25 protein-coding genes and 2 riboswitches are annotated in these 24658 nt (G+C 49.5%); of the genes, 5 read left to right on the top strand and 20 right to left on the bottom strand.

The window, feature by feature from the left end:
• Nucleotides 1-347: 347 nt before the first annotated feature.
• Nucleotides 348-441: riboswitch (cyclic di-GMP riboswitch) on the top strand.
• A 107-nt stretch (nt 442-548) separates the two neighbouring features.
• From AC0MA3_RS18510 to AC0MA3_RS18495, 4 genes are all read left to right on the top strand, one after another.
• Nucleotides 549-2192: a thiamine pyrophosphate-binding protein gene (locus AC0MA3_RS18510; protein ID WP_474657269.1), complete on the top strand. Its 1644-nt coding sequence runs from the start codon at nt 549-551 to the stop codon at nt 2190-2192.
• Nucleotides 2193-2266: 74 nt separating this feature from the next.
• Nucleotides 2267-2635: a carboxymuconolactone decarboxylase family protein gene (locus AC0MA3_RS18505; RefSeq protein ID WP_379162252.1), complete on the top strand. Its 369-nt coding sequence runs from the start codon at nt 2267-2269 to the stop codon at nt 2633-2635.
• 179 nt (nt 2636-2814) lie between these two features.
• Entirely contained in the window at nt 2815-3159 is a 345-nt protein-coding gene (locus tag AC0MA3_RS18500) for a hypothetical protein (RefSeq protein ID WP_474657268.1), read from the top strand.
• Between the two features lie 106 nt (nt 3160-3265).
• Nucleotides 3266-4258: a 3-oxoacyl-[acyl-carrier-protein] synthase III C-terminal domain-containing protein gene (locus tag AC0MA3_RS18495; RefSeq protein ID WP_474657267.1), complete on the top strand. Its 993-nt coding sequence runs from the start codon at nt 3266-3268 to the stop codon at nt 4256-4258.
• A 118-nt stretch (nt 4259-4376) separates the two neighbouring features.
• On the opposite strand, the gene glpK is transcribed toward AC0MA3_RS18495, so the two are convergent.
• From glpK to ytfJ, 12 genes are all read right to left on the bottom strand, one after another.
• Nucleotides 4377-5870, bottom strand: a complete 1494-nt coding sequence (glpK, locus tag AC0MA3_RS18490; protein ID WP_474657266.1) for a glycerol kinase GlpK — start codon at nt 5868-5870, stop codon at nt 4377-4379.
• Between the two features lie 127 nt (nt 5871-5997).
• Nucleotides 5998-7437: a HAMP domain-containing sensor histidine kinase gene (locus tag AC0MA3_RS18485; protein ID WP_474657265.1), complete on the bottom strand. Its 1440-nt coding sequence runs from the start codon at nt 7435-7437 to the stop codon at nt 5998-6000.
• Entirely contained in the window at nt 7438-8154 is a 717-nt protein-coding gene (locus AC0MA3_RS18480) for a response regulator transcription factor (RefSeq protein WP_474657264.1), read from the bottom strand. It lies immediately after the preceding gene.
• Between the two features lie 75 nt (nt 8155-8229).
• Nucleotides 8230-9492, bottom strand: coding sequence for a cytochrome c biogenesis protein CcsA (gene ccsA, locus AC0MA3_RS18475; RefSeq protein ID WP_474657263.1), 1263 nt, complete (start codon nt 9490-9492; stop codon nt 8230-8232).
• Complete coding sequence (resB, locus tag AC0MA3_RS18470; protein WP_474657303.1) at nt 9489-11159, bottom strand: cytochrome c biogenesis protein ResB; 1671 nt, start codon at nt 11157-11159, stop codon at nt 9489-9491. The genes ccsA and resB overlap by 4 nt, the downstream gene beginning before the upstream one ends.
• A gap of 17 nt (nt 11160-11176) precedes the next feature.
• Nucleotides 11177-11701 (bottom strand): redoxin domain-containing protein, encoded by a 525-nt coding sequence (locus tag AC0MA3_RS18465; RefSeq protein WP_379162231.1) that lies wholly within the window; start codon nt 11699-11701, stop codon nt 11177-11179.
• 111 nt (nt 11702-11812) lie between these two features.
• Entirely contained in the window at nt 11813-12571 is a 759-nt protein-coding gene (locus AC0MA3_RS18460; protein WP_379162228.1) for a pseudouridine synthase, read from the bottom strand.
• A 20-nt stretch (nt 12572-12591) separates the two neighbouring features.
• Entirely contained in the window at nt 12592-12936 is a 345-nt protein-coding gene (locus AC0MA3_RS18455) for a peptidoglycan recognition protein family protein (RefSeq protein WP_379162225.1), read from the bottom strand.
• A 366-nt stretch (nt 12937-13302) separates the two neighbouring features.
• Nucleotides 13303-13791, bottom strand: a complete 489-nt coding sequence (locus AC0MA3_RS18450) for a spore maturation protein (RefSeq protein WP_474657302.1) — start codon at nt 13789-13791, stop codon at nt 13303-13305.
• Nucleotides 13792-13843: 52 nt separating this feature from the next.
• Complete coding sequence (locus tag AC0MA3_RS18445; RefSeq protein WP_474657262.1) at nt 13844-14497, bottom strand: nucleoside recognition domain-containing protein; 654 nt, start codon at nt 14495-14497, stop codon at nt 13844-13846.
• 33 nt (nt 14498-14530) lie between these two features.
• A complete protein-coding gene (locus AC0MA3_RS18440) occupies nt 14531-15745 on the bottom strand; it encodes a D-alanyl-D-alanine carboxypeptidase family protein (protein ID WP_474657261.1) in 1215 nt (404 codons plus the stop codon).
• Nucleotides 15746-15896: 151 nt separating this feature from the next.
• A complete protein-coding gene (ytfJ, locus tag AC0MA3_RS18435) occupies nt 15897-16400 on the bottom strand; it encodes a GerW family sporulation protein (protein ID WP_379162217.1) in 504 nt (167 codons plus the stop codon).
• 234 nt (nt 16401-16634) lie between these two features.
• Between ytfJ and AC0MA3_RS18430 the strand changes: the two genes are divergently transcribed.
• Nucleotides 16635-17546: a hypothetical protein gene (locus tag AC0MA3_RS18430; protein ID WP_474657260.1), complete on the top strand. Its 912-nt coding sequence runs from the start codon at nt 16635-16637 to the stop codon at nt 17544-17546.
• Nucleotides 17547-17612: 66 nt separating this feature from the next.
• Here AC0MA3_RS18430 and AC0MA3_RS18425 read toward each other — a convergent pair whose 3' ends face one another.
• The 8 genes from AC0MA3_RS18425 to mscL form a co-directional block, all read right to left on the bottom strand.
• Nucleotides 17613-18332, bottom strand: coding sequence for a DUF2953 domain-containing protein (locus AC0MA3_RS18425; RefSeq protein WP_474657259.1), 720 nt, complete (start codon nt 18330-18332; stop codon nt 17613-17615).
• 172 nt (nt 18333-18504) lie between these two features.
• The gene (gene scpB / locus AC0MA3_RS18420; RefSeq protein ID WP_379162208.1) at nt 18505-19110 is read right to left on the bottom strand and encodes an SMC-Scp complex subunit ScpB; all 606 of its coding nucleotides are present in this window, start codon (nt 19108-19110) and stop codon (nt 18505-18507) included.
• Nucleotides 19079-19870 (bottom strand): segregation and condensation protein A, encoded by a 792-nt coding sequence (locus tag AC0MA3_RS18415; RefSeq protein ID WP_474657258.1) that lies wholly within the window; start codon nt 19868-19870, stop codon nt 19079-19081. The genes scpB and AC0MA3_RS18415 overlap by 32 nt, the downstream gene beginning before the upstream one ends.
• 159 nt (nt 19871-20029) lie before the next feature.
• Nucleotides 20030-20500 carry a 6,7-dimethyl-8-ribityllumazine synthase gene (ribH, locus tag AC0MA3_RS18410; protein ID WP_379162202.1) on the bottom strand — a complete coding sequence of 157 codons (471 nt, stop codon included), beginning with the start codon at nt 20498-20500 and terminating at the stop codon, nt 20030-20032.
• Between the two features lie 44 nt (nt 20501-20544).
• The gene (locus AC0MA3_RS18405; protein WP_379162199.1) at nt 20545-21798 is read right to left on the bottom strand and encodes a bifunctional 3,4-dihydroxy-2-butanone-4-phosphate synthase/GTP cyclohydrolase II; all 1254 of its coding nucleotides are present in this window, start codon (nt 21796-21798) and stop codon (nt 20545-20547) included.
• Between the two features lie 63 nt (nt 21799-21861).
• Complete coding sequence (locus AC0MA3_RS18400) at nt 21862-22530, bottom strand: riboflavin synthase (RefSeq protein ID WP_474657257.1); 669 nt, start codon at nt 22528-22530, stop codon at nt 21862-21864.
• Between the two features lie 23 nt (nt 22531-22553).
• A complete protein-coding gene (ribD, locus tag AC0MA3_RS18395; protein WP_474657256.1) occupies nt 22554-23654 on the bottom strand; it encodes a bifunctional diaminohydroxyphosphoribosylaminopyrimidine deaminase/5-amino-6-(5-phosphoribosylamino)uracil reductase RibD in 1101 nt (366 codons plus the stop codon).
• 231 nt (nt 23655-23885) lie between these two features.
• Nucleotides 23886-24056: riboswitch (FMN riboswitch) on the bottom strand.
• A gap of 96 nt (nt 24057-24152) precedes the next feature.
• Nucleotides 24153-24554, bottom strand: coding sequence for a large conductance mechanosensitive channel protein MscL (gene mscL / locus AC0MA3_RS18390; RefSeq protein ID WP_474657255.1), 402 nt, complete (start codon nt 24552-24554; stop codon nt 24153-24155).
• Between the last annotated feature and the right edge of the window lie 104 nt (nt 24555-24658).

The raw sequence follows: 24658 nt of genomic DNA, 5'->3' as shown, positions 1-24658 counted from the left end.
AATCTGTAAAGAGTTGGATCCAAACGACATCTCGTTCTTAAGTCTTATTAAACTATTAACAATGAGACTCCGCCTAATCATTTCAGTCCATAAAGCCTTATCCCGATAATTAATTAGTTCTATAAACCTACACTCATTTAATTCTGATTTTCTATCACAATTTGTATTTTTAAGATTTTCTTAAATTTTATTTTAGGATAGTTTCCGATTACCTACTCTCTCTTGCACTACATTTTACAATTCACATGGATTGTAAATTTCGTCAAAAACTGAGTTTTTCGGGACAAATATATTGACAAAAGAGGAGTCAGAAATATATTGTAAAGTAAAATTATACATTTTTTATTACCACATATCGGCAAAATTCTCCGAAAGGGAATGACGCAAAGCCATGGATCTACAGTCTCATTTTTATGGGACCATGACAGCCAGGTTGCTGAACAACCGAACGTTAGGGAAACCTCGTTCTTAATGGTTATTCAATGCAGCCGGCCTGTACTCTCTTGAGTACAGGTTTTCTATTTTACTAAATATAAAACATTGGGTGGGTGGATTCTCTGAAAACAGTCGCAGATTATATGGCTGAGGCACTAAAAAACCTTGGTGTAACACATTCTTTTGGCATAATCGGCAAGTCTATTTGTCCTGTAGTTCTGAAAATGGTTGACTATGGGATTGAATTTATTCCCGGTAGACATGAAGCGAGCTCCGGGTTCGAAGCAGCAGGCTATGCTCTTAAAACTGGCAGACTAGGTGTGGCTTTTGGGACCTCCGGTCCAGGAGGAACTAATCTTCTTACTGCAGCAGCACATGCTAAGGCGAATAATCTGCCAGTGCTGTTCATTACAGGACATCAATCTATCAAGGAACTGGGAATCCCCCAGTGCCAGGATTCTTCTTCCTATCTGGCCGATCTGGCGGACATGTTCAAACCCGCTACACTCTTCAGTAAGCTAGTGGAACGCGGCGATCATTTCGGCACCCTTTTTAATCATGCCGTTTCCATTGCCTTGGGCGGACAGCGTGGACCGGTCCATTTGTGCATCCCGTTTGATGTTCAAACAGAAATGTTGGAAGAATGCCGGATAGTGATCCCTGAGCGCGAACATCTTGTTAATACCGCTAATTTTGAACGTGTAATTTCAGCAATCAATGCTTCCAGTCATCCGCTGATTATTGCAGGCAAAGGGGTTAACCGTTCTCTTGCACACCAAGAGCTCATTCAGCTGGCAGAAACCTTTAACATCCCTGTCGTTACTTCACCAGGTGGCAAAGGTGCAGTTCCTTGGGACCACCCGTTGTATCATGGACCGATTGGTGTTGGCGGATGCAAGCATGGTGATGATCTATTGAACCGCAGTGATCTGTACATTGTGCTTGGTTCACGACTGAGTGATATGACCATATGCAATCTAAAGGCTGAAAACCACCCGAAAACACTGATCCAATTTGATGTAGATCCTACCTTTGTAGGGAAAATCCTAACTTCAGAGACCCTCTCAATCGGCGGAGATTTGCGCGACAATTTAGCTTATTATCTTCAAATTTTAGATACTGCTGCTATAAAAAAACACGTAACAGAAGCCGATGTTCATTATGTGGAAGAGCTGCCTGTTCTCTCCAAGCTGTCTCTCGCCTCAGTTATGAGCACCTTAAGCGATTTGATACCTTACAACAACACTGTGTTTGTGGATGACGGCAGCCATGGCTTTAACGCCGTGAAATGGTACAACGTGAAAAAACCAGGCAGCTTTGTCTTTGATGCTTATTTTGCCTGCATGGGCAACTCTATTGGCATGGCGATTGGTGCTAAGGTGGCAGCCCCTGAAGAAACGATCGTATGCATTACCGGGGATGGCTGCTTCATGATGCTCGGTACGGAAATCAACACCGCAGTGTGCAAGAATATTCCGGTAATCTTCATCGTGGTGAACAACATGCAGCTGGATATGGCGCTTAAAGGTATGCAAAAGACAACAGGCAGAATCGATGGTACGATCTTCGAAGTACCTATGGATGCCGTGAAATTCGCTGAATCCCTTGGAGCCACAGGCTACAAATGCGAGACTGCAGAACAATTCAACGATGCAATCCAAGCCGCAGTCGCATCGAACCGTGTAGCGGTCATTGAATTGCTGACCGACCGTGATGAAGTGCCTCCAACAGCTCATCGTGTGTTGAATCTCAATTAAAATTACAGCGACGTCAAGAATCATTTCTCTCATGATAGATCCTTGACGCTCATCAGAATGCAGGAGGCTTGTCCGTGGAAAACAACATTAACAGTGGACTTAAACATTTTTCCAACCTATCCGGGGACTATGGTGCCAAGGCGCTTGCGCCTATTAAGGAGCATTTTCCCGAACTGGCCGAGTACATCATGGGCAACGCCTACGGCGACATTTTTCAACGCACAACGATTGGTTCTGACTGGAAGGAAATCGCCGTCATATCGTCTTTGATTACTATGGGCCAATTCGAGCAGCTTGGAGTCCATTATGTGATGGCGCTCAGCGTCGGAATGACTGTGGATCAGATCAAAGGCATCTTACTGCATTTGGTGCCGGTAATCGGTGCTCCAAGAGTCATTTCAGCTTTTAATGTGCTGCTTGCAACCCTTGAAGAAATCCAATAATTGCTTTGTAAACAATTTTATACAAAGTTCGACTTTTTTCTTGCAAATATGTTAAAAATATGATTCTATTAGAGGGAAAATGTCCCAAAATTAAGTATTCATGTCGAAATAAGGCGTGGGATTATAGGTTTCGGGATTTATTCTGTTATACACATTTATTTTTTGGGAGAGATGAGCAAATGGGTAAATTTATTTTGAAAACCGATTCTGTAAACAAAGTCATTAATATTGAATTAGAAGGAACCTTCTCCAATGAGGATGGTCTCAAATCGATTCAAGCTTACCAGCAGACCATTAACCCTATTACGCCTTCAGAATACGCGCTGCAAATTGACTGCAGAAAGCTGAATGTTACTTCTCCTGATGTTGTGCCTTTGCTTGAAGGCTGCTTCATTATGTTCAAATCGGATGGTTTTGAAAAAGTAAACATGACTCTTGAAAACAACCCCATTCTAAAAATGCAGCTCGCGCGTCTGGGCCGCAAGGCTGGACTTGAAAACTTGGAGATCACTTCAACTGTTTAATCATAAATATTGTTCATCGCCAGCAACTCGAACGAGGGCTGACAAGCAAGTCTAGTACGAAGTTGGAGACGGGAAGAAGCGCTCATAAACTTTTAGGAGGATTACCATGGCCGGGATACGAATTAAGGATATTGATATCTATCATCCAAGCAAAAAGATTGGCAACGACTTTTTCATACAGCATTTTGACGAAAAAGGTATTGATATCCGTGGACTCCTGACAGCACTTGGCCGTGAAAACCGCTATAGCATCGACAGCAATGAAGAGAATTCTCTGACCATGGCTTTCGAAGCAGCAAGCAACGTTCTGGACAAGACCGGGCTTACCGGGGCTGACATCGACCTGATTGCATATGCCAGTCAGACTCCTGAATACATCTTCCCGACGAACTCACTCATGATTCACCGTTTAATCGGTGGCGCATCCCACGCGATCTGCATCGATAGCAATGCCAACTGTGCGGGTATGACCGCCTCGGTAGAACAGGTAAGCCGTCAAATGATGGCCAACCCAAGAATCCGACGTGCACTGGTAATCGGTTCAGACCACGTTGCTCCGCATGCGGATAAAAACGATCCTGTCTACTATGCCAACTTTGGTGATGCTGCTGCTGCCGTTATTCTGGAGCGGGATGAGAACTCCGTAGGCTTCATTGATTCTATTTACCAGACTGACACTTGTGTCTATGGCAACTCGATGTTTCCTGCAGAAGGTTTAGCTAACCTCGGACGTGGTGGTGTAGGTGCCGGAGAGTTCAATGTGAAGTTCATACCTTTCGACGACTCCATTTGTGTGGATGCTGCCTCTGAATCAATCAATACATTGCTAAGCAATAATGAGATTGCTCCCGAGTCCATCAAAGCTGCCTGCTTCTCACAGCTGTCCCTCCCTAATATTCGCGCCGTATCCGACAAAACAGGCATCGACAACGATGTAGCGGTCTACATCGGCGATGAATTCGGCTATACTTCGACAAGCAGTCCTTTTGTAGCCCTGCACAAAGCAGTGACTACTGGAATGATTGAACGCGGTGACAAAATCCTCTTCTGGACCGTTGGCGCAGGCTGGCAGAACGTAGCTTTTGTAATGGAATACTAAGCCCTCATTCGTGTGGATACCAAAAATGGCCCGTAAGCAGATTCTCTGCTTGCGGGCCATTTGCTATAAGTTCACATATAAATTCAGTACCTCAGCTCAGTGAGCTTTCCTATCTGCATTAACGGTGCCCTTCGTGCTTCTCCCAGCCCATCGTTCGCGATACAGCATCCTGCCAGGCATGGTAGCGGAGTTCCCGTTCTGCTGACTCCATGGAAGGGGAGAATACTTTCTCAGCCTTATTGAAGCTCTCAAGCTGTTCCCTGCTCCAAATTCCTGAAGTCAGACCGGCCAGCAGTGCTGCTCCAAGTGCTGTAGTCTCTGCATACATGGTACGTGTAACCTCACTACCGAGAATGTCCGCTTGAAATTGCATGAGCAGATCATTGCGCACTGCGCCGCCATCAACCATAAGTCCTGTGAGCGGCATACCTGCATCCTTTTCCATAGCACCGATTACATCTCTTGTCTGAAATGCAAGAGACTCCAGGGTGGCCCGGACCAGATGGCCTGCCGTAGTGCCCCGCGTCAGACCGAAGACCGCCCCGCGGGCATACATGTCCCAGTAAGGTGCTCCAAGTCCTGTAAAGGCAGGAACTACTACAACGCCTTCACTATCCTCTACTTCACCGGCTTTTCCCTCTGAGTCAGCAGGAGCTTCAATCAGTCCCAGCCCTTCATGCAGCCATTGTACCGCCGCTCCGGCTACGAACACACTACCTTCTAGTGCATAATACAATTCATCTCCCATGCCCCAGGCCACTGTTGTCAGCAGTCCATGGCTGGAGACTACAGCCTCGGTCCCGGTATTCATGAGGATAAAACAGCCGGTACCATAAGTATTCTTGGCACTGCCTGCTTCAAGACAGGTATGTCCGAATAAAGCAGCCTGCTGATCCCCAAGCACAGAACGAATCGGAATCTGAGCTCCAAACCATTTACTGCTGGCTGCTCCGAATTCCCCCCCAGACATTCTGACTTCAGGCAGTATCGAACGCGGTATCCTAAGCTCCGCAATCAATTGTTCATCCCATGTCCGCTCATGCAGGTTATAGAGCATGGTGCGGGAGGCATTCGTCACATCTGTTGCATGCACAGCTCCTCCTGTAAGCTTCCAGATCAGCCAGGAGTCAATTGTTCCTCCCAGCAGTTCACCTCTCTCCGCGCGCTCACGCGCCCCAGGAACATGATCCAGAATCCAGGCCAGCTTGGTTGCTGAGAAGTACGCATCCACTACAAGACCGGTCTTGGAAGCAATCACATCTGTAAGTCCGCGCCGCTTCAATTCCTCGCACTGCTCGGCTGTACGGCGGTCTTGCCAGACGATAGCCGGATAAATAGGCTTCCCACTGGCTTTCTCCCAGATCAGAGCGGTCTCCCTCTGGTTGGTAATCCCAATAGCCGATATTTCATCAGCGGGCCTCCCGCTGCCTCTTATAGCCTCTTTGGCTGCCGCCAGCTGTGTTTCCCAGATTTGATTCGGATCATGCTCCACCCAGCCGGGCCGGGGAAAAGACTGGCTTATCTCATACTGCCCCTGTGAGATCATTCCTGCTTCATAATCAAAGAGGATCGCACGTGAGCTTGTAGTTCCTTGGTCTAAGGATAAAATCATCAATATATGCCTCCTAAAACTGGCTTCGTAAGCATAGTGGTATGTTCCACGATGAACAAGATTAATGTGGTGATTTCAACAAAAAGCACCTCTGCGGTCAGAGGCGCTGTCATACATTGTCTTGGGTTTACTGTTTTTCGACAGGGAGCCTGAGAATGAACTCAGTTCCTTCTCCCAGCTTGCTGGAAGCTGTGATGGTCCCGTGATGCGACTCGACAATATTCTTGACAATCGCGAGTCCAAGCCCGGTTCCCCCAGATTCTCCCCGCACGCGGGCTTTGTCCGCTTTGTAGAAACGCTCAAAAATATATGGAAGGTCCTCCGGAGCAATACCAGCCCCTTCATCGCTTATAACAATTTCCAGATAACGGCGGCCTTCAAGAACAATAGAGCCGGTCAGAATCTTGATGTGCTTGTCTGCAGGCGTATGCCGAAACGCATTGTCAAGCAGATTGGTTAGCACCTGCTCCAGCTTGTCTTCGTCCGCCGCTTTGAGTAGGGGCATATCGCTCCCGAAGTTCAATTCGAGCTGAATTCCCCGCTCCTTGGCCCGGACAGAAAATTTGCGGTAGACCCGTTCCAGAAGTACCTCCATATTCACAGGCACTTTCATCATATCCGTGTGTCCTGCTTCCATACGGGCAAGATCCAGCAGATCCTTCACCAGCCGACCCATCCGCAGTGATTCATCATGAATAACTTGAACCAGCTCGCTGCTCTCTTCAGGTGAAGAAGCCATGCCATCCAGCAAAGCTTCGCTGTAACCCTGCATCATGGACAAGGGTGTTCGGATCTCGTGCGAGACATTGGCGACGAAATCCCGGCGCATCTTCTCAAGCTTCACCTCTTCGGTCACATCACGCAATACAGCCACTGCACCGCGAATGGTATCATCCGAGTATAGCGGAGCCATATGAACAGACCAGACTCCTTGACGTACATGCACTTGGGAGCGTTGATCCCCTCCCTGGCTGAGTGTACTAAAGAATAAGGGCCGCAAGGGAGGTGGCACCTCGCTGTCAGCCACATCCTGGGGATAGAGCTCGGAGTCACTCTCCAATTCCCAGCTAAGGTCGCTCCACGTCTCCAGCAGCGCCTGACCATGAGGATTAGTTAAAATGATCTTCCCTTCAACATCAAAGGTTAGGACCGCATCGCTCATGCTGCGCAGAACACTGGACAGATGACCCTTCTCATGATTCAGACTGCGAATATTTTCTTCCAGCTCTTCTGCCATATGATTGAAGGAGGTGGCCAACTGGCCGATTTCATCACTGGTCACCAGTGTGAGTCTCGTCCCATATTCACCCCGGCGGATGTTATTCGCCGCTTCAATGACCTGCTGCATCGGCTGTGTGATCTTGGTGAACAGGAACAAAGCAAAAAAAGTCGTTAAGGAAAATCCTATCATACAGACATAAGTGAATAAGCGTTTGATCGCCCCGGAATTGGCGAAGTTGCTGTCGATATAGGGCAGCAGAAACAACCCCAGTGTGATAAGCACGACAGCAACCAGACAGATAATCGTGATCCACAGCTTCCCGACAAGACTTCTCCAGAATTTCACTTATTTTGGTACCTCTAACTTGTAGCCTACTCCCCATACTGTGGTAATCATCGCTGCCGATTCCGGTGATACTTTATTGAGCTTCTCACGAAGTCTTTTGACATGTGTATCCACTGTACGTAAATCCCCGAAGAATTCGTAATTCCACACATCCTTCAGCAACTCTTCACGCGAGAACACCTTGTCCGGTGAAATAGCCAAATAATGAAGCAGCTCATACTCTTTCGGAGTAAGGCTTACTTCCTGGCCCCCGGCGGTTACACGGTGTGCATCATGTTCAATGATGAGATGGGGAAATACAATATTGTTGCTGGAATTACTCTCTTTGGACAAAAAGGCTGTCGCAGAAGAGCGGCGCATAATCGCTTTTACCCGGTAGATCACTTCACGGGGACTAAACGGTTTGACGACATAATCGTCCGCGCCCATCTCGAAGCCCTGCACCCGGTTGATCTCCTCACCTTTGGCTGTTAGCATCAAAACGGGGGTCGATTTGACCCCTCTTAGCCTATTCAGTACTTCAATGCCATCGATTCCCGGCAGCATCACGTCCAGCAGAATGAGGCCATAATCATTAGCCGTTGCTTTGCGAAGTGCGATCTCTCCGTCTTCAGCTTCATCAATCTCGTAACCTTCTTTTTCAAGATACATCTTGAGCAGGCGGCGAATGCGCTCTTCGTCATCCACCACCAGTATTCTGTTCAAATGCTCTGCCATTTCACAACAACCCCTTCATCAATTACAGTACAACGTTACCCTTAGGTATAAGTGCCTCTTCGGCAGATTGTAGATTCAGTCTGTTCCGGCATAGGAATGAAGTCCGGCAATCACCAGATTCACTCCAACCAGGGTAAACATTACGACCAAAAAGCCGAGTACGGCGAGCCATGCAGATTTGCGTCCCTGCCATCCGCGGGCGAGCCGCAAATGCAGGTAGGCGCTGTAGAACAGCCAAGTGACCAGTGACCAGACTTCCTTGGGGTCCCATCCCCAAAACCGGCCCCAGGCCACTTGTGCCCATATCATTGCAAAAATCAAAGCCCCCAGTGTAAAGATCGGGAAGCCGATGGCAATTGCCCTGTACGTAATTTCATCGAGGTCATTCTCATCAATTCCATCCAGAACCGGATGAATCGCTCTGCCCAGCGGTTTGCGGGCAGCCAGACGCAGAATTCCATATACAATCAAACCGGAAATCAGCGACCAGAGAACTGTGTTGAATTTACGTCCGGCATTGACACCATTCATCCAAGATGGCGCTTCAAAAAGCGGCTCTTTCATTCCAAGAAAGGGCTGGAAGCTCTCAATTTCGCTATGGTAAGGTGCCACGATGGGTGGCATTTTATAACTCACTTTCTCTATTGTACTATCTCCCTGCCCGGGGCTGTCAATCGTAACGTTAGAACGAACGAAAACCGTTTCGTATCCTGCACCCCGAAAAGCAAAAACCGATCCAAGAAACCCAATTATAACAATGATTGAGAACAGAGTAAATTCTACCAGACGCTGCTGCTTACGATCATCCTTCTCCTTGCCGGCAAAATTAACAGTATGAAGAAGATACATCAGCCCGGCGGCAAAACCTACGGCAAAAAAGGATTCGCCCAATGCGGCCAGCGTGACATGAATATTGAGATAAATCGATTTAAGCGAAGGGATGAGCGGCTGAACCTCTTGGGGAAATACTGCCGCATATGCCATAACTATGATCGAGATCGGTACCGCGAAGACTCCGAGAATAATTTTGCGGTAAATAGAGAAAATCACAGTAAAAGCTACCATGACCATCATGGATAAGAATGTCATGAATTCGTACATGTTGCTGACCGGAATATGCCCAGACCCGGCCCAGCGGGTGAAGAAATAGGCAAGATGACAAACCAGGCCCAAAGAGGATACGATAAAAGCAATCCTTCCCCAACGGGCAGTGTGCTCCTCCGGTTTCCTGCCGGACCATTTCCGGCCCATAATCGCAATAGTGTATAACATGAATGACCCGCTGTATAGAAAAAATGCGGCAATAAAGACGTCACTGCTGAAGTCGAGCAAGCTCATGTCATGCCTCCCCCGTTATCCAGAGATTTTTCATCCACGATCAGATCCGCTTTCGCCAGAATCGACACGATCTCGCGGCGGAAGCCGAACCAGTTCTTGTTCGTATGACCTCCGAGTACCAGCTCACCATGATCGATAGCCAGCCATATCCGCCGATGCTGCCAGTAGAAGCCAAGCACCAATCCAAGCATAACAATGCCCGCACCAATCCAGACAAAAGGCATAGCCCGGTCTACGCGCAGGTTCAGGTAAGCTGTTGATTCCGAGAAATCCACATCTCCCATGCTCCCTACTTCAAGCTCAAGGAACCGCCCGTTGCCGCCAAGCTTGTCATTAATGGCATTCATCTGGAACTTTTCTTTGTCCACCTGTTTTGGAAAATAGAAATACTGCTGCCCTCCGGCCGGCAGATCCGGTCCTGTAATGAGGAACAGGAAGGCTGGGGCATTCGGATTGGGGGATTTGGACACTGGCTGTCCTTCATCATTCAAACCGAAGTCCATATATTTCTCTTTGAGTTCCAGCGTATAGGGGCCAAGCTGAAATGTCCGCTGCGGATTTTTCATGTCCAGCTTGAACTTGCCATAGACCTCACCATTCTTAGAATTTATAAGTTCCGGCTGTACCGAACGCAGTACCGGGGTTAGATCATAGTCAAACTGATACGCTTTCAAACCTTTGTAGCTAAGCGGAGAATTCACCCGGATATCATGTCTGGCCACCTCGGTCAGCTTAGGCTCCTTGGAGGGGTCTGTACAGTCTGCAGTGCATTCGTAGAGAACAGCCTTAGTCTCGTAAAGTTTCGGAAGAACTTTGGTCCCGCGGAATTCCTTGGGCATTTCTTCCTCTGTATAGAACTCTACAGTAAACTTCTCGTTCTCGAGATAATAGGTAGTGTCTGGAATTCTTACTGCATCACCTTGCTGAAATGCCAAATGCTGATCCATATTCAGCCCCGGGAGACCTCTGGCCAATACTGCCAGTAAAAAAATAATCAGGCCAATATGTATGACATAAGGCCCCCAGCGGCTAAAACGGTGTTTCTCGGCGAGCAGTGCGCCTCCCTCTGTCCGGACACGGTAGCCCTTCTTCTGGAGCGGCTTCACCAGACTTCCGACCCAGACTTCAGGCTCTTCCTGCAGCTCAGTCACAAGCACCACCTTTTGACGGGTAAGAAACTGCCGGTGCTTGCGGATTTTTTGCCGCGTTAATGCCTTGTATAGAGGAAGCACACGGTCGAGGCTGCAGATAACCAGTGAGGCGCCAATGAGCACTAGCAGAGACACGAACCACCAGGATTCATAGGTGTGCGAAAGGCCGAGTTTATAGTAAATCTCCCCGGCTGTTCCGTACGTTTCTTGATAATAGGTTGATGCATCAATATTGAGAAAAGTGCTCTCCTGGGGAAATATCGTTCCCAGCATAGAACCCAGCAAAGTCAGAACTATCAGATAAATGGCGATCTTGACCGAGGAGAAAAAATTCCACACCAGGTCGATCACCCCGGGATTCACCCGCTGTGAACGCCGGGCTACACCGTCATATCGCATTTCCAGATTGCCTGCGGAGAGCTGTTCCTCTCCGTCGACCGGCTTGCCACAGGCCTCGCAAAGGACCGTACCTACCGGATTCTGATGGCCGCATTCACATTTGGTGTTGGTGATCATTGGGGTTCGCTGTTCCTTCACGGCTCCACCAGCTTCCTGATCTGATCGTCAAGTGTGCCAAGATCCAGCTGTCCGATGTGAATGCTGTCCACCCTGCCCTTGGTATTAATGAAGAAGGTGGTTGGAAGCGGTGACACACCATAGCTGCGGACGGCATCGCGGCTGCTGTCCATGACCACGGGAAAATTGATATTGACAAGCTTTACAAAATTCTCGACTGTCATCTGATCCTCACCGACATTTACGCCTACAACCACTACGCCCTGATCCTTCCACTTCTGCCATTGCGCCTGCAGTGCAGGCATCTCTTTGACACATGGGGCACACCAGGAACCCCAGAAATTAAGCACCACGGACTTGCCTTTGTATTCGCTAAGCGTATGAGTCAGGCCATCAAGCCCCAGCAGTTCAAAAGACGGAGCTTTGCCGCCTTCCTTGGGCTTCCCGTCTCCTCCAAATACCGAGGAACCGATTGCATAACCTCCAAGCAGGATGATTACAAACAGAATGATAATTTGAACCGGCTTTCTCGCTTTGCCCACACGCCAAGCCCCTTTCTGTGACGCAACTCATTATTTTAGTTGTTAGGTGTGAACATCCTATGAACATTATAACGAATATTGTCACAGTTTTAGGAGGGGAAATTGTGAACTTTATGTGTCTTTGCGGGTTGGGTTCGCTTTTAGCATCCCTGCCTTGGCAATTTGCTGAAGATGATTGATCTCATCCTTGGTCAAATGGCGGTATGAGCCTCGCTTGAGATTCTGCAGCAGGATATCCCCGAAGGAGATCCGCTTCAGCCGGATGACAGGATGGGACACCGCTTCGAACATGCGCCGTACCTGACGGTTGCGGCCTTCATGAATCGTAATGCTGATGACGGTTTCTTTGTTGGCTTCATCGATATCCTTGTATTCTACTTCTGCCGGTGCAGTCATACCGTCTTCCAGCTTGATGCCGGCTTTCAGCTTGTCCAGCGCGCTTCCATGCGGCACCCCTTTGACCGTGGCCAGATAAGTTTTGGGTACATGGTGCTTCGGATGGGTGAGCAGGTTGGCAAACTCTCCGTCATTCGTCAGCAGCAGCAGCCCTTCTGTATCATAATCCAGACGGCCTACAGGGTATACACGCTCTTTGATGCCTTTCAGGTAATCCGTTACCACTTTGCGTCCCTTGTCGTCGGAAGCGCTTGTAATCACACCTTTAGGCTTGTTGAACATAATATAGATTTTGTTCTCGCCCCGGATCAGTCTACCTGCGACCTTAATTATATCTGTTGCGGGGTCCACCTTCGTGCCAAGCGTAGTTACGAGTTCCCCGTTGACTTCCACTTTTCCGGCCAAAATCATTTCTTCACACTTGCGTCTCGACGCTACACCTGCCTGCGCCAATATTTTCTGTAATCTTTCCATTTTCGACTAGTCACCTCAGGTTAATGATAACCATCAGCGGGATAAATCACAAGTTCATTCCAAGGAAAAAATGCTCCCGGACAGGTTTTTGTGTGGGTTTCTACCATCAGCGGGTCAATTTGATAACGCGAAGCTAACTCCAAGATGAGCTTGCCGGCCGCAAACAGCTGAACTTCACGCTTAAGCACAGGCGGCAGCATATTCTCCTCACCGTAGTTACCCTCAAGGCAAACATGAATATACTCCGGGTCGGTGAGCAGCGGCGCGGCATAAATCGAACCATCTGCTCCTACCCAAAAGTCAAAGCCCTTGCCATTAATCGACGGACAGCGGGAATGATGCAGAATAAAGCCTTTGTACTCCATCTATTTCTGTCAGCTCCCTCCTGTATTGGTGCATTAGCATATGACACAAGGGGGAGCGGGGTGAGGCTGTGGACTAAAAACTTTGACCAGTTGACTAATTGTAACTCCAAGGTACGTTTGGACTTCCCGCCGCTGACGCTCCTACAGTTCCAAACTTCCTCTCCGTTACTCCGTCAAAGCAGCTAGGCACGTTCAAAGATAAAAGCCAAACAGCCCTCACCCGCACTTAAGGGGGAGGGTAGTGCGCAAATAAGAGCATTCCAGTGCGTAGCGAGCTGTATCCTCTACCGTTCGCAAGATAATGCTGCTCATGGAGCATGACATGATGTCCGCCAGCGATCCTCCACGGATATCCAGCAGCAGAGATCACCCAAACACCAGCAGACACACGGCAATTGCGGCAACAAAGCCGACGATATCGGAAAAAAGCCCAACCTTGAGGGCGTAACGCCCGTTGCGGATGCCTACGGCGCCGAAGTACACGGTCAGCACATACAGAGTAGTATCAGTGCTTCCCTGTATCGTAGAGGCAATCATACCGATTAGAGAATCGGGACCGTGAACACTAATAAGATCCGTGGTATACGCAAGTGAGCCGGTACCCGTAAGCGGACGCAATAAGCCGAGCGGCAATACTTCGGCAGGCACGCCCAAACCGTCAAGGGCAGGAGCGATGAAGCTCATGAGGAAGTCCAAGGCACCCGATGCACGAAAAACATTAATGGCAACAAGCATGCCGACAAGATGCGGAATGATTGCTATAGCGGTACCGAAGCCGTCCTTAGCCCCTTCGACAAAGGATTCATAGACTGGAACCTTACGTGTGAATGCGTATAGTGGAATAAAGGTAATCATGACCGGAATTGCCCAGGCCGAGATAAGGCTGATTAGCTGAAACAAGGCAGGCTCACCCTTTCAGGGAAGTATGCGGCAGCGCAGAATGAACTGGCTTTACGGCAGGCGGCGGCCCGGGTGGCCTGCGGAGGAGTGCCAGGCGGCGGCACAACCTGTCTGCAGCAATAGCCGCCAACGTCGCTACCGCAGTTGCCGCCAGTGTGGTGCCGACGATAGCCGCAGGATCTGCCGATCCATAGTTCAGCCGGATGGCAATCAGCGTTGCCGGGATCAGGGTAATGCTGGCGGTGTTCAGCGCGAGCAGTGTACACATTGCCGGAGTCGCAGTCTCCTTGTCCGGATTCAGGGTCTGCAGCTCCTGCATCGCCTTGATCCCCATTGGTGTCGCTGCATTGCCGAGACCGAGCAGATTGGCACTCATATTAGATAGGATGTAGCCGATGGCGGGGTGACCCTTCGGCACATCAGGGAACAGATAAGAAACAAGCGGGCCCAGCACTTTGGCAATTTTTTTGAGCAGGCCCGCATCTTCGGCAACCCGCATGATCCCCATCCAGAACACCAGGACACTGATTAGGCCAAAACTGACAGTGACCCCGTTTTTTGCTCCGTCAAAGACAGCAGCCGTGAAAGCGTCCATGCGGCCGTTCACAGCCGCAAATACAAAGCCGATGAGGATCATCCCCAGCCAAATTCCATTAATCATGTGATTCCCTCCCCATTCTATGCCGCCTTCGGTTCACTTCCCTGTCTCACCCATTTGAAAAAGAGCCCGCAGTGCGCTGCCGAATGCCTGCAGCCAATGATGCACCGGATACGCTGCTGCTCCTGCCGATCCGTATTTTTTATAATAGGGGGATTGCTCTGGCGGCAGCTGATCCGGCGGATAGACTGGAACACGTCCTATCTCCTTGCCGCCAAGCTGCAGTACCAGGATTCCTTTGAGTCCAAAGCCAGTGTTGCTTCGCGTCTTTTTCGGCTCAGCCGCCTTTATCTCCGGATTAAGTACAAGCCTGGTAACAAGCCGCACTTCCTCGCCCTGGCCTAGAGGGTACGAAAATGACCGGCCTGTCACGTAACCATACCCGCTAATTCCTTCTCCCCGTTCAACGAGCCGCTTGAGCGGATAATGATTGAACCCGAAATCCAGCAGCGCCGCATGATCATTCCAATCATCCCCATCATTCAGCGTAACAGCGACCAGTTGCTGGCCCCCCCGGGTAGCGGAGCTAACGAGGCAGCGGAGTGCTTTTTTGGTATATCCCGTCTTCACCCCGTCTGCCCCCTCATACAAGCGCAGCATTTTATTCTTGTTATGCCATTTGTAGTCCCATTTCTCATACGGATTATCAGCCGTTTTCTCCTGGGTTTTGACAATCTTCTTAAATACCGGATTATGCATCGCATAGGCTGTGAGTACAGCCAGATCATTCGCGCTGGAATAATGGCCTTCCGCATCCAGTCCATGGGGATTGGCAAAATGGGTATTCCGAAGCCCCAGCTCTTCCGCTTTGGCATTCATCAGATAGACGAAGCCCTCTTCCGTTCCTCCCACATGCTCCGCGATTGCTGTTGCCGCATCATTTCCCGAGCGCAGCATCAGCCCGTACAGCATATCCTCCAAAGTCATTTCTTCTCCTTGTTTCAAATACAGAGAGGAACCCTCTTTGGCGAAGGCATTCCTGCCCACCTTGACCTTGGAGAGCAGATCCCCATGTTCTATGGCCACAAGAGCAGTCATGATCTTGGTCAGGCTGGCAATCAGCATAGGCTCGTCCCCACGGCTGCTGTACAGCATCCTGCCCGATTCTACATCAATCAGCGCTGCAGCTCTGGCATGGGTGGAGATGGTGCTATTCTCGGCTTGAATGATAGGCTGTGGAGCTATACAGAGCAGCAGAGCACATATTAAAATGATCAGCGGCGATTTAAGATTTGGTGTATTCATGTTCATCCTCCGGCTTCTTATCAGTTCGCTTGTATAGTACAAGTGTATGCAGGGCAAGGGACAGGTATGTCCTTCTTTATCATCAACAAAAAGGGACACCGCCGTCTAAGCGATATCCCCTTGGCTGCTATTCCGTTGTCATAATGAACCTGTACAACTAGTGTGTCGAAGGATCCGAAGTGACCGTCTCGTGCTTGATCACTTCTTTTTTGACCACCGGGTTTCCTACCACTTCTGCACCTACAGGAGTACCATTTTGTGAGCCATTCTGGAACATAGTTTGAATTTTGTCAATGAGCCCCGGGGTGGCATCGATAATTTTTTCAAACAAATGGGTTTGATTATCCAGTGGTACAATGTGCACACCTTCTCTGCCGACTACGAGAAAAGCAATCGGGCGAATCGATACCCCGCCGCCGCTACCGCCGCCGAACGGAAGCATTTTGACACCGGACCCTGTACCATTCACACTCGGAGCATCATCTTCCACGCGGAAATCACTGCCGCCTGCGGCAAAGCCGAAGGCTACTTTACTAATAGGCAGAATCACGCTGCCATCAGGTGTTTCTACCGGATCGCCAACAATCGTATTGACATCCACCATGCCTTTAATATTTTCCATAGCGGTCTGCATGAGACCTTGAATCGGGTGATCTGACATCTAAGTACTCCTCCTCTGCGTTCTGAAAAGATAAGGGAAATGCCTACTCTTGTAACAGTTTGCTCATATACCGGGTATGATATGTACAGCAGATGATAATAAAAATACGGAGGCAATCAAAAAGCTTCTGGTGATCTGTCCAGATCTAGCCTTCGCCAATTCGCCTCACATAAAATCCGCCGGAGAGGCCAAAATGATGCCTAAGCAGAAAAATCTGTCTATGGAGGCTGAGTGATGATTTTCACAAAAATTTGGCAAGCGGATATGGAAGGCAGCGGCGTGATGCCTCTGGTAAAAGGCTTAAGTGATGGGCAAAAGGATCCGCACAAGGGGTATGTGGTCGTAGATATGAATCCTATGCCGGAGCAGTATGCGGATAAAGGAAAGGAGTGGAGTGACGGAGATCAGATCAAAATCTTCAAGGAGGTCGTCATCCCAAGCGGCAAAAGGCTGTCCTACGATCTGTTCATGCAGCTTCATAATAGTTATGAACAGAATGTTAAGCAGAGTGATTCGGCCTCATCCGGAAACTCGAGAGAAATCAATGAGTTCCTTGAATATGCAGCCGTTACGGCACCTATGCGCCTTGCCCGCAAATACGCTGAGGATTATCATCATATCCGCGCCGGCTGTTCCAAGGAAGACTGGATCGATACGCTCCGCTTGATCTGGTTCAAAGCAGACAAACCGAACCGCCCTACCTACTTTGAGCAGGTTTATATCGGAGAAAGGGCAAGCAGCCGCGAAATATGGGGAGAACATCATTTTTGGTACCCTTATTCTATAAACAAAGGTCCTGCTCTGTCCCTGGAAAATGCGAATTCCAAAGTCTTTGTTAAGCATATTGAAGTTGGCCGGACCGGAAAAAGCAATCTGGCAGAGATCATTACGCTAACCTATACTCTGGAAGAGAAGATGGATAAAGGCAGCAACATAGAACAAGTCAGAGAACTAGGCGGACTGTTAGTAGGGATAAGTGCAGAAGGCCTAATGGCCCTGGGAACCGTTGCCTATCTGGACGGACGGGAGCAAATTCCTATGGAGCTTAACGGAGAAGCTTTTGAATTAATGATGTACAGAACAGAGGATGCTGCTAACAATCCACAGGTCTTCTTCCTCAAGTCCAAGTCCCCGGCGCTTATATAAACCGCAATATAACATTAGAAGACAGGACGCAAGTAACTACAGCGCCACTGTCTTTTTTATTGTCCGCTATTCGGATTTCCCCATGGGACTTTGAGTTTTGCGGCTTAACAGTTCCCTCCAGCGGCGCAGACCGCCTTCCACTTTGGATATGCGCCGCAGAAGCACTATCCCTGCAAAAAAAGCATAGCCTGCAGACAGCTTTCCGACACATACTGCTTCGGTGGAGAAGCACAGCTCATCCCGGAAAACCGGAGCAACAAACAGCTTTGGGGCCTTTTTCAGCCGGACCAGACTGGACAACCAGCCTGCAATCGTCCACTTCAGTCCCCAAAGTGCACCCACTGCCGTCGCCGTCCCAGCCGCATCCCCCAGTGAGAAATCAGTGGACCAGTCAAACTTCGTGATCTGGAGATGGGACATCGTATTTCTCAGCCATTTCTTCAGACCATATGTCGCCTTAAGCGCCTTACGGATATTCTGCAGCCATTCGGTAACCAGTTCTTTGTCGATTTGCTCTTCTTCGTCTTTATCTGTACGGACCGGTGCGATGCCGCTCTCTTCCAGCTTGACTTTGATACCCTTCTCCATCCCCTGAAACACCAGCGCAGGCAATTCATAGTGAAATTTGACCAAGCCAAAGACGGCTTTGATATCCAGTTCTAATCGGTCATCTGTTCCCAGCCTGCACAACCGGAAATGAAAATGTATGTATGAAGTCAATATCAGAAGCAGCAGTCCAATCACAAGCAGCAGCAGCGCGAGGGATATTGCCAGCCATAACGTCACGAAAGTAACCTCCATGCAACCCTATATTAGGAGCCTTTGGTTTAGTATGGCTATTTGACCTGGAATAAATTCCATACTCCGACAAAAAAGCCCCATAACCTCCTTCATGCGGTGATTCCGCATTATGTCGGGGGATATTAGGGCTATGCTAATTCATAAAAGTATGGTTGCATTATGCCTGTTCCGTATCCTCAAAACTCATCTGGCTATCCAGCTTGCTGAACAGGAGCTGCGTCTCCTCTTCCAGATCGTCGGAGGAACCATCGAAACTTGAAGGCTCCGGCAGTTCCTTCAGGTCCGCCAGGCCAAAGCTCTCGAGGAACGATTTAGTTGTTCCGTAGAGAATGGGACGGCCCACTGCCTCTGCACGCCCCACCTCATGGATCAAATCCTTGTTGTTCAGCGTATGGATGGCCCGCTCTGACTTCACACCACGGATCTCTTCAATCTCTACTCGGGTAATCGGCTGACGGTAGGCGACAATAGCCAGCGTCTCAAGCGCTGCCTGTGATAGCGATGAACGTGAGGGCGAATAGGCAAGCCGCTCAAAATACGGAGCATGGTCAGGCAGTGTTGCCAGCCGGTAATTGCCGGCAATCTGCACCACCTGCAGACCACGTTCCTGTGAAATATAATCCTCTTTCAATTCCTCCAGCGCTTTGCCGGCAACATCCGGCCGCTGCTCGGTGATCTCAGCGATCTGACGCACAGACAGCCCTTCATCGCCGGACAAGAACAGCAGGCCTTCAATAATCGATTTCAGCGTTTTGTATTCCACTAAATGCTTCTCCTCCTCTCCACTCCATTACGATGTCATCAAATAATTTCTCCTGATAGCAGAATATCGCCTTCATCTTCATCAGCTCCAGAATAGCGAGAAAGGTGACCACGATCTCATGCCTGGCCATTTCATCATGCAGCAATGCAGAAAACCGCATTCTGCCACCTGCCCCCTTGCGCTGGAGGGCTTCAGACACATCCCGTATTCTGTCTTTCACCGAAATTTCATCCCGGGTAATGCGCTGATAAGAGGATCTTCTAGCTGCTTTACTAAGCGCTTTCCGAAAGGCAGCGATAAGATCCGCAGTATGCAGACCCTTGATCGTATTGTCGATTTGGGCTGGCACGAATGGACCCAGGTCCTCCGGCTCCTTGGTAAAAATCAGACTTCGTTCACTCTCCATATCCAGCAGCTGCACAGCAATGCTCTTGAATTTTCGGTATTCAATCAGCCGCTGAACCAGCTCTGCCCGCGGATCGTAGCCGTCATCCTCGTAATATTCGAAATCTTCAAATTCGATCACCGGCGGCTTCGGCAGCAGCAGCTTGCTCTTGATCGACAAGAGGGTTGCAGCCATCACCAAAAATTCGCTCGTAATATCCAGTTCAAGCTCCTGCATGCTCCGCAGATATTCCATGTACTGCTCGGTGATCTCGCTGACCGGAATGTCCTGGATGTCGATTTCCGCTTTGTCAATTAAGTGTAAGAGCAGATCGAGCGGACCTTCGAACGTCTCCAGCTTGTACAGTACAGTCACGCGGTTTCCTCCCGCCAAAAAAAAGTAAAGTGCAGCGCCGCCCGGGCGCTACACAAGTAGAAAGTTCTTATGGTTCATGCTTTCTTCTTATACATATAAATAAGCACGATTTAAGCCGATTCGTCAAGAGGCTCCTTTACTCAAGCAGAAATAGAAGGTTTATATTTTGAAGAGTTTGTTCAGGTTCGCCATTTCAATTGCAGCGGTCGCGGCATCCCAGCCTTTGTTGCCGGCTTTGGTTCCGGAGCGCTCGATCGCCTGCTCAATATTCTCGGTTGTAACCACACCGAAGATAGTTGGGATACCTGTTTTGAGATTGATCGCTGCTACTCCTTTAGCTACCTCGTTGCACACATAATCATAATGTGTCGTAGATCCGCGAATGACGGTTCCAAGAGTAATAACCGCATCATATTTGCCGCTTTCAGCCATTTTTTGGGCGATCAAGGGAATTTCAAATACTCCCGGAACCCAGGCTACATCCACTTCATCATCCCCTACACCATGTCGCTTGAATGCATCAAGTGCGCCGGACAGCAATTTGCTTGTAATGAACTCGTTAAAACGGCCTACAACGACCCCGTATTTCAGTCCCTCGGATACTAAATGTCCTTCTAAATAATTCGGCATTGTATTCATCTACCCTTCATTAGTAAGTTAGTAAGTTATGGATGTTACAGCTTGGAATCCTCATTTTGTTCAATGTTATCAAAAGTCAGCAGGTGGCCCAGCTTGGCCTGCTTCGTATGGAGATAGTTGGTGTTGTCCTTGTTCTCCGGCATTTGAATCGGCACACGTTCCACAACCTCTAGACCGTAGCCTTCCAGCCCTTTGATCTTGCGGGGATTGTTGGTCATCAGCCTGATCTGGCGCACTCCAAGATCCTTCAGGATCTGTGCTCCAATCCCGTAATCACGGAGGTCGGCCGGGAAGCCCAGCTTCAGGTTGGCATCTACAGTATCCAGACCTTCCTCTTGAAGTTTGTAGGCGCGAAGCTTGTTAATTAGACCAATGCCCCGTCCCTCCTGGCGCATATAGAGCAGAACACCGCGGCCTGCGGCTTCAATCTGGCGAAGCGCCGCTTCGAACTGCGGTCCGCAGTCACAGCGGTGGGAATGGAACACATCTCCGGTCAGGCATTCGGAATGTACACGTACCAGCACTGGCTCCTCACCGGAAATATCACCTTTGACCAAAGCAACATGCTCTTTGTCATCTACTTCATTCGTGTACGCGATCGTCTGGAAAACGCCGAAGTCTGTCGGCAGATTGACCGACACCTCACGGTTCACCAGCTGCTCCTTCTCATTGCGATAATGAATCAGGTCCTTTATACTGATCAGCTTGAGATCATGCTTCTTCGCAATCTCCACCAGATCCGGCAGACGGGCCATCGTCCCATCTTCCTTCACGACTTCGCAGATAACGCTGGCCGGATAAGCACCGCACATGCGGGCCAAATCCACTGCAGCTTCCGTATGGCCGGAACGCCGCAGCACGCCGCCTTTCTTCGCAATCAGCGGGAACATATGGCCCGGTCTGCGGAAATCGGAAGGCTTGGCATTCGGATCCATCAGGGCCTGAATGGTTAATGATCTTTCTGCGGCAGAGATGCCTGTGGTGGTATCCTTGTGATCGACGGAGACGGTGAAGGCAGTGCCATGGTTATCGGTGTTATTTGCCACCATCGGCTGAAGATCCAGCTCCTCCGCCCGTTCTGCTGTAATCGGCACGCAGACCAGTCCGCGTCCCTCGGTAATCATGAAGTTGATCACTTCCGGTGTAGATCGTTCGGCTAGTGCGATGAAGTCCCCTTCATTCTCCCGGTCCTCATCATCAACCACGATAATGACCTTGCCGCGCATCAAATCGTATATCGCGTCCTCAATCGGGTCCAGGACGCTGTCATTCTTCGCTTGCTGGCTCATCATTTTGTCCTCCTGACAGCTTTACGTCTAACCTTGCGGGCTAACCGTAAGCCTGTTCATAATTTATACAAACCCGTTCGCCGCGAGAAAATCGTGGCTGATCCGGGAGCTGTTATCCTCTTCCCCATCTCCTGAACGTGATCTATAGTTCAGCAGATGATCCACATATTTGCCGAGCACATCGCATTCGATGTTGACCCGGTCCCCGTTCCGTTTGTGAGCCAGGACCGTTTCGCCGAGCGTATGTGGAATAATTGAAACGGTAAACATGGAAGCCGAGGTGTCCACCACCGTCAGGCTGATGCCATCAATCGTGATAGATCCTTTGGGAATAATAAATTTGAAAAGCGATTTACGCTCCGGCGCTATTTCGAACACAACCGCATTCTGATCCCGTTTGACCGAACGAATCTCACCGGTTCCATCCACGTGGCCCTGAACGATATGCCCTCCGAAACGCCCACCTGCAGCCATGGCACGTTCCAGATTCATCCTGCTGCCGCTTCGCAGCTCCTTAAGCGTGCTGTTGCGGTAAGTCTGGGGCATAACATCTACGGTAAAAGAATGATCTCCGAGGGAGGTCGCCGTAAGGCAAACCCCATTGACGGATACACTGTCTCCTATTTTCAAATCATCCATAATGAGGGAAGCGCCGATATTCAGCACCATCATTTCGCCGCCACTGGTTACCCCGCGCAGGACGCCGACCTCCTCAATCAAGCCTGTGAACATGTGATCCCCTCCTGAAACTTGCTTTAGCGGATAGGCGTCCCGCTGATACACACATTATCCCCGAGCACTTCGACTTCCAATCCTTCGAGTGTGATCGCATTCTTCATCAGCTCGACACCCGGAAAGTCAAAGGTTCCAGGTGCAGCAGCACCGCCGCCGACAATCTTCGGAGCGAAGAAAAGAATCACTCGGTCCACCAGCCCACTCTCCAGCATGGCGCCATTGAGCGTTCCACCACCCTCGAGCAGGATCGAACCGATCTCTAATTCGCCTAGCGCGCTCATCGCCGCCTTCAGATCCACTCGCGGCCCGTTGCCGCTGATAACGATCTGCACACCAGCGTCCTTAAGCAGCTCCTGCTTTACCGGATCAGCGGATTCTGTAGTCACGACAATGGTAGGTGCCTGACCATCGCTTACGACTGCGGAATCCAGTGGAATCCGCAGCGCCGAGTCAATCACGATACGGACAGGGTTCAGTCCCGGCACATCCATTCGGGTCGTTAAGGAAGGGTTATCGGCGATCACCGTGTTGACCCCGACCATAATACCCTGGTGACGGTGCCGCAGCGTATGTACGATCTCCCTGGACTGGCCATTGGATATCCATTTGCTGTCCCCTGTCCGGGTCGCGAGCTTCCCGTCGAGCGTGCTGGCGCTCTTGAGTGTGACAAATGGCTGCTTCGTCAAAATATATTTGATGAACTTCTCATTAAGACGCTGTGCACGGCTGCGGAGCAGCCCTACTTCAACCTCAATCCCCTGCTCGCGGAGCATGGCAATGCCCTGGCCGGCAACCTGGGGATTAGGGTCCTCACAAGCCACGACCACACGGGCTACACCTTCATCGATCAGCCTTTGGCTGCAGGGCGGAGTCTTGCCATAGTGGCTGCAGGGCTCAAGGGTTACATAGGCTGTACTGCCTTGTGCCTGGCCTGCCGCCATATTCAGCGCATGCACTTCAGCATGACCAGTCCCGCGCTGCAGATGAGTGCCCAGCCCGATCATTGCACCGTCTTTTACAACTACACAGCCAACTACAGGATTAATACTTGTCTGTCCTTGCGCTCTTTCCGCCATATCCAGGGCGAGCGACATATAGAATTCATCGTTCATTGCATCCATGTCCTGCCTCCGATCCTCTAGCTGTATCATTCCTGATTCTGTTCGAAACATTCTGTTACAATAGAAAACCCGCCTCAATCTCCAGGTGGAGTTCAAGACGGGTTATACGAGAGTTTACTGGCAGTTCGAATAAAACTGCGCGTTTCACAGTCAAAAAAACAATTGTGAAAGTTCGCACATATTATTCGATAACACTGCAGTACGCCTGTCTATATAAGCACAGAACGTCAATCTCTCCTTCTTCCATCCAGACTATACTGTCGGTCCTGGAATTGCACCAGGTCCACCGTCCATATGATACATACGAAGCGGGTAGCGGACTTAGCAGCGCCATCAGCTTGTTCAGCTAATTGCAGAAGCATCACCGCCGGTAGGGAATTACACCCTGCCCTGAAGGATTGATAATATTTAATTATTTTTAAGTTTACCTACAACAAAATTATCACTTTGACACAGGAAATGCAAGTGCGTTTATGAAATTAACTTTATTTAAGTAACTCAATTATCTTTTTGCACCTGATGATCCGCACGCAATAAATCACGAATCTCCGTTAGCAGGACTACCTCTGGACCGGGGGCAGGTTCTTCCACTACCTCAACTTTTACCGTTTCCTTACGCTTGAAGCGGCCAGCCAGCTTGATCACCATGAAGATGGAGAAGGCGATGATAAAAAAGTCAACGACCGTCTGCAGGAACACACCATAACTCACTACTGCCTTTCCATGGGTGAAATGGAGTCCGCTCAAATCGATTCCGCCGGTGATCATACCTATCAGCGGCATAATAATATCGGCAACCAGCGAGGATACAATTTTGCCAAACGCTGCACCAATCACCACCGCTATTGCAAGATCGAGTACATTTCCCTTCAAGGCAAACTTTTTAAATTCCGACCACATATGAACTTCCTCCTATGCTTTGTGTTTGAAGTTATTATAGCATTTCTTAAGACCAGAGGAATTTGGCTATAAAAAAAATACACGCGGCAACAACTCTGCCGCGT

The organism is Paenibacillus sp. LS-5 (assembly GCF_056121505.1).
This window is presented reverse-complemented; position numbering and strand designations above follow the sequence as displayed.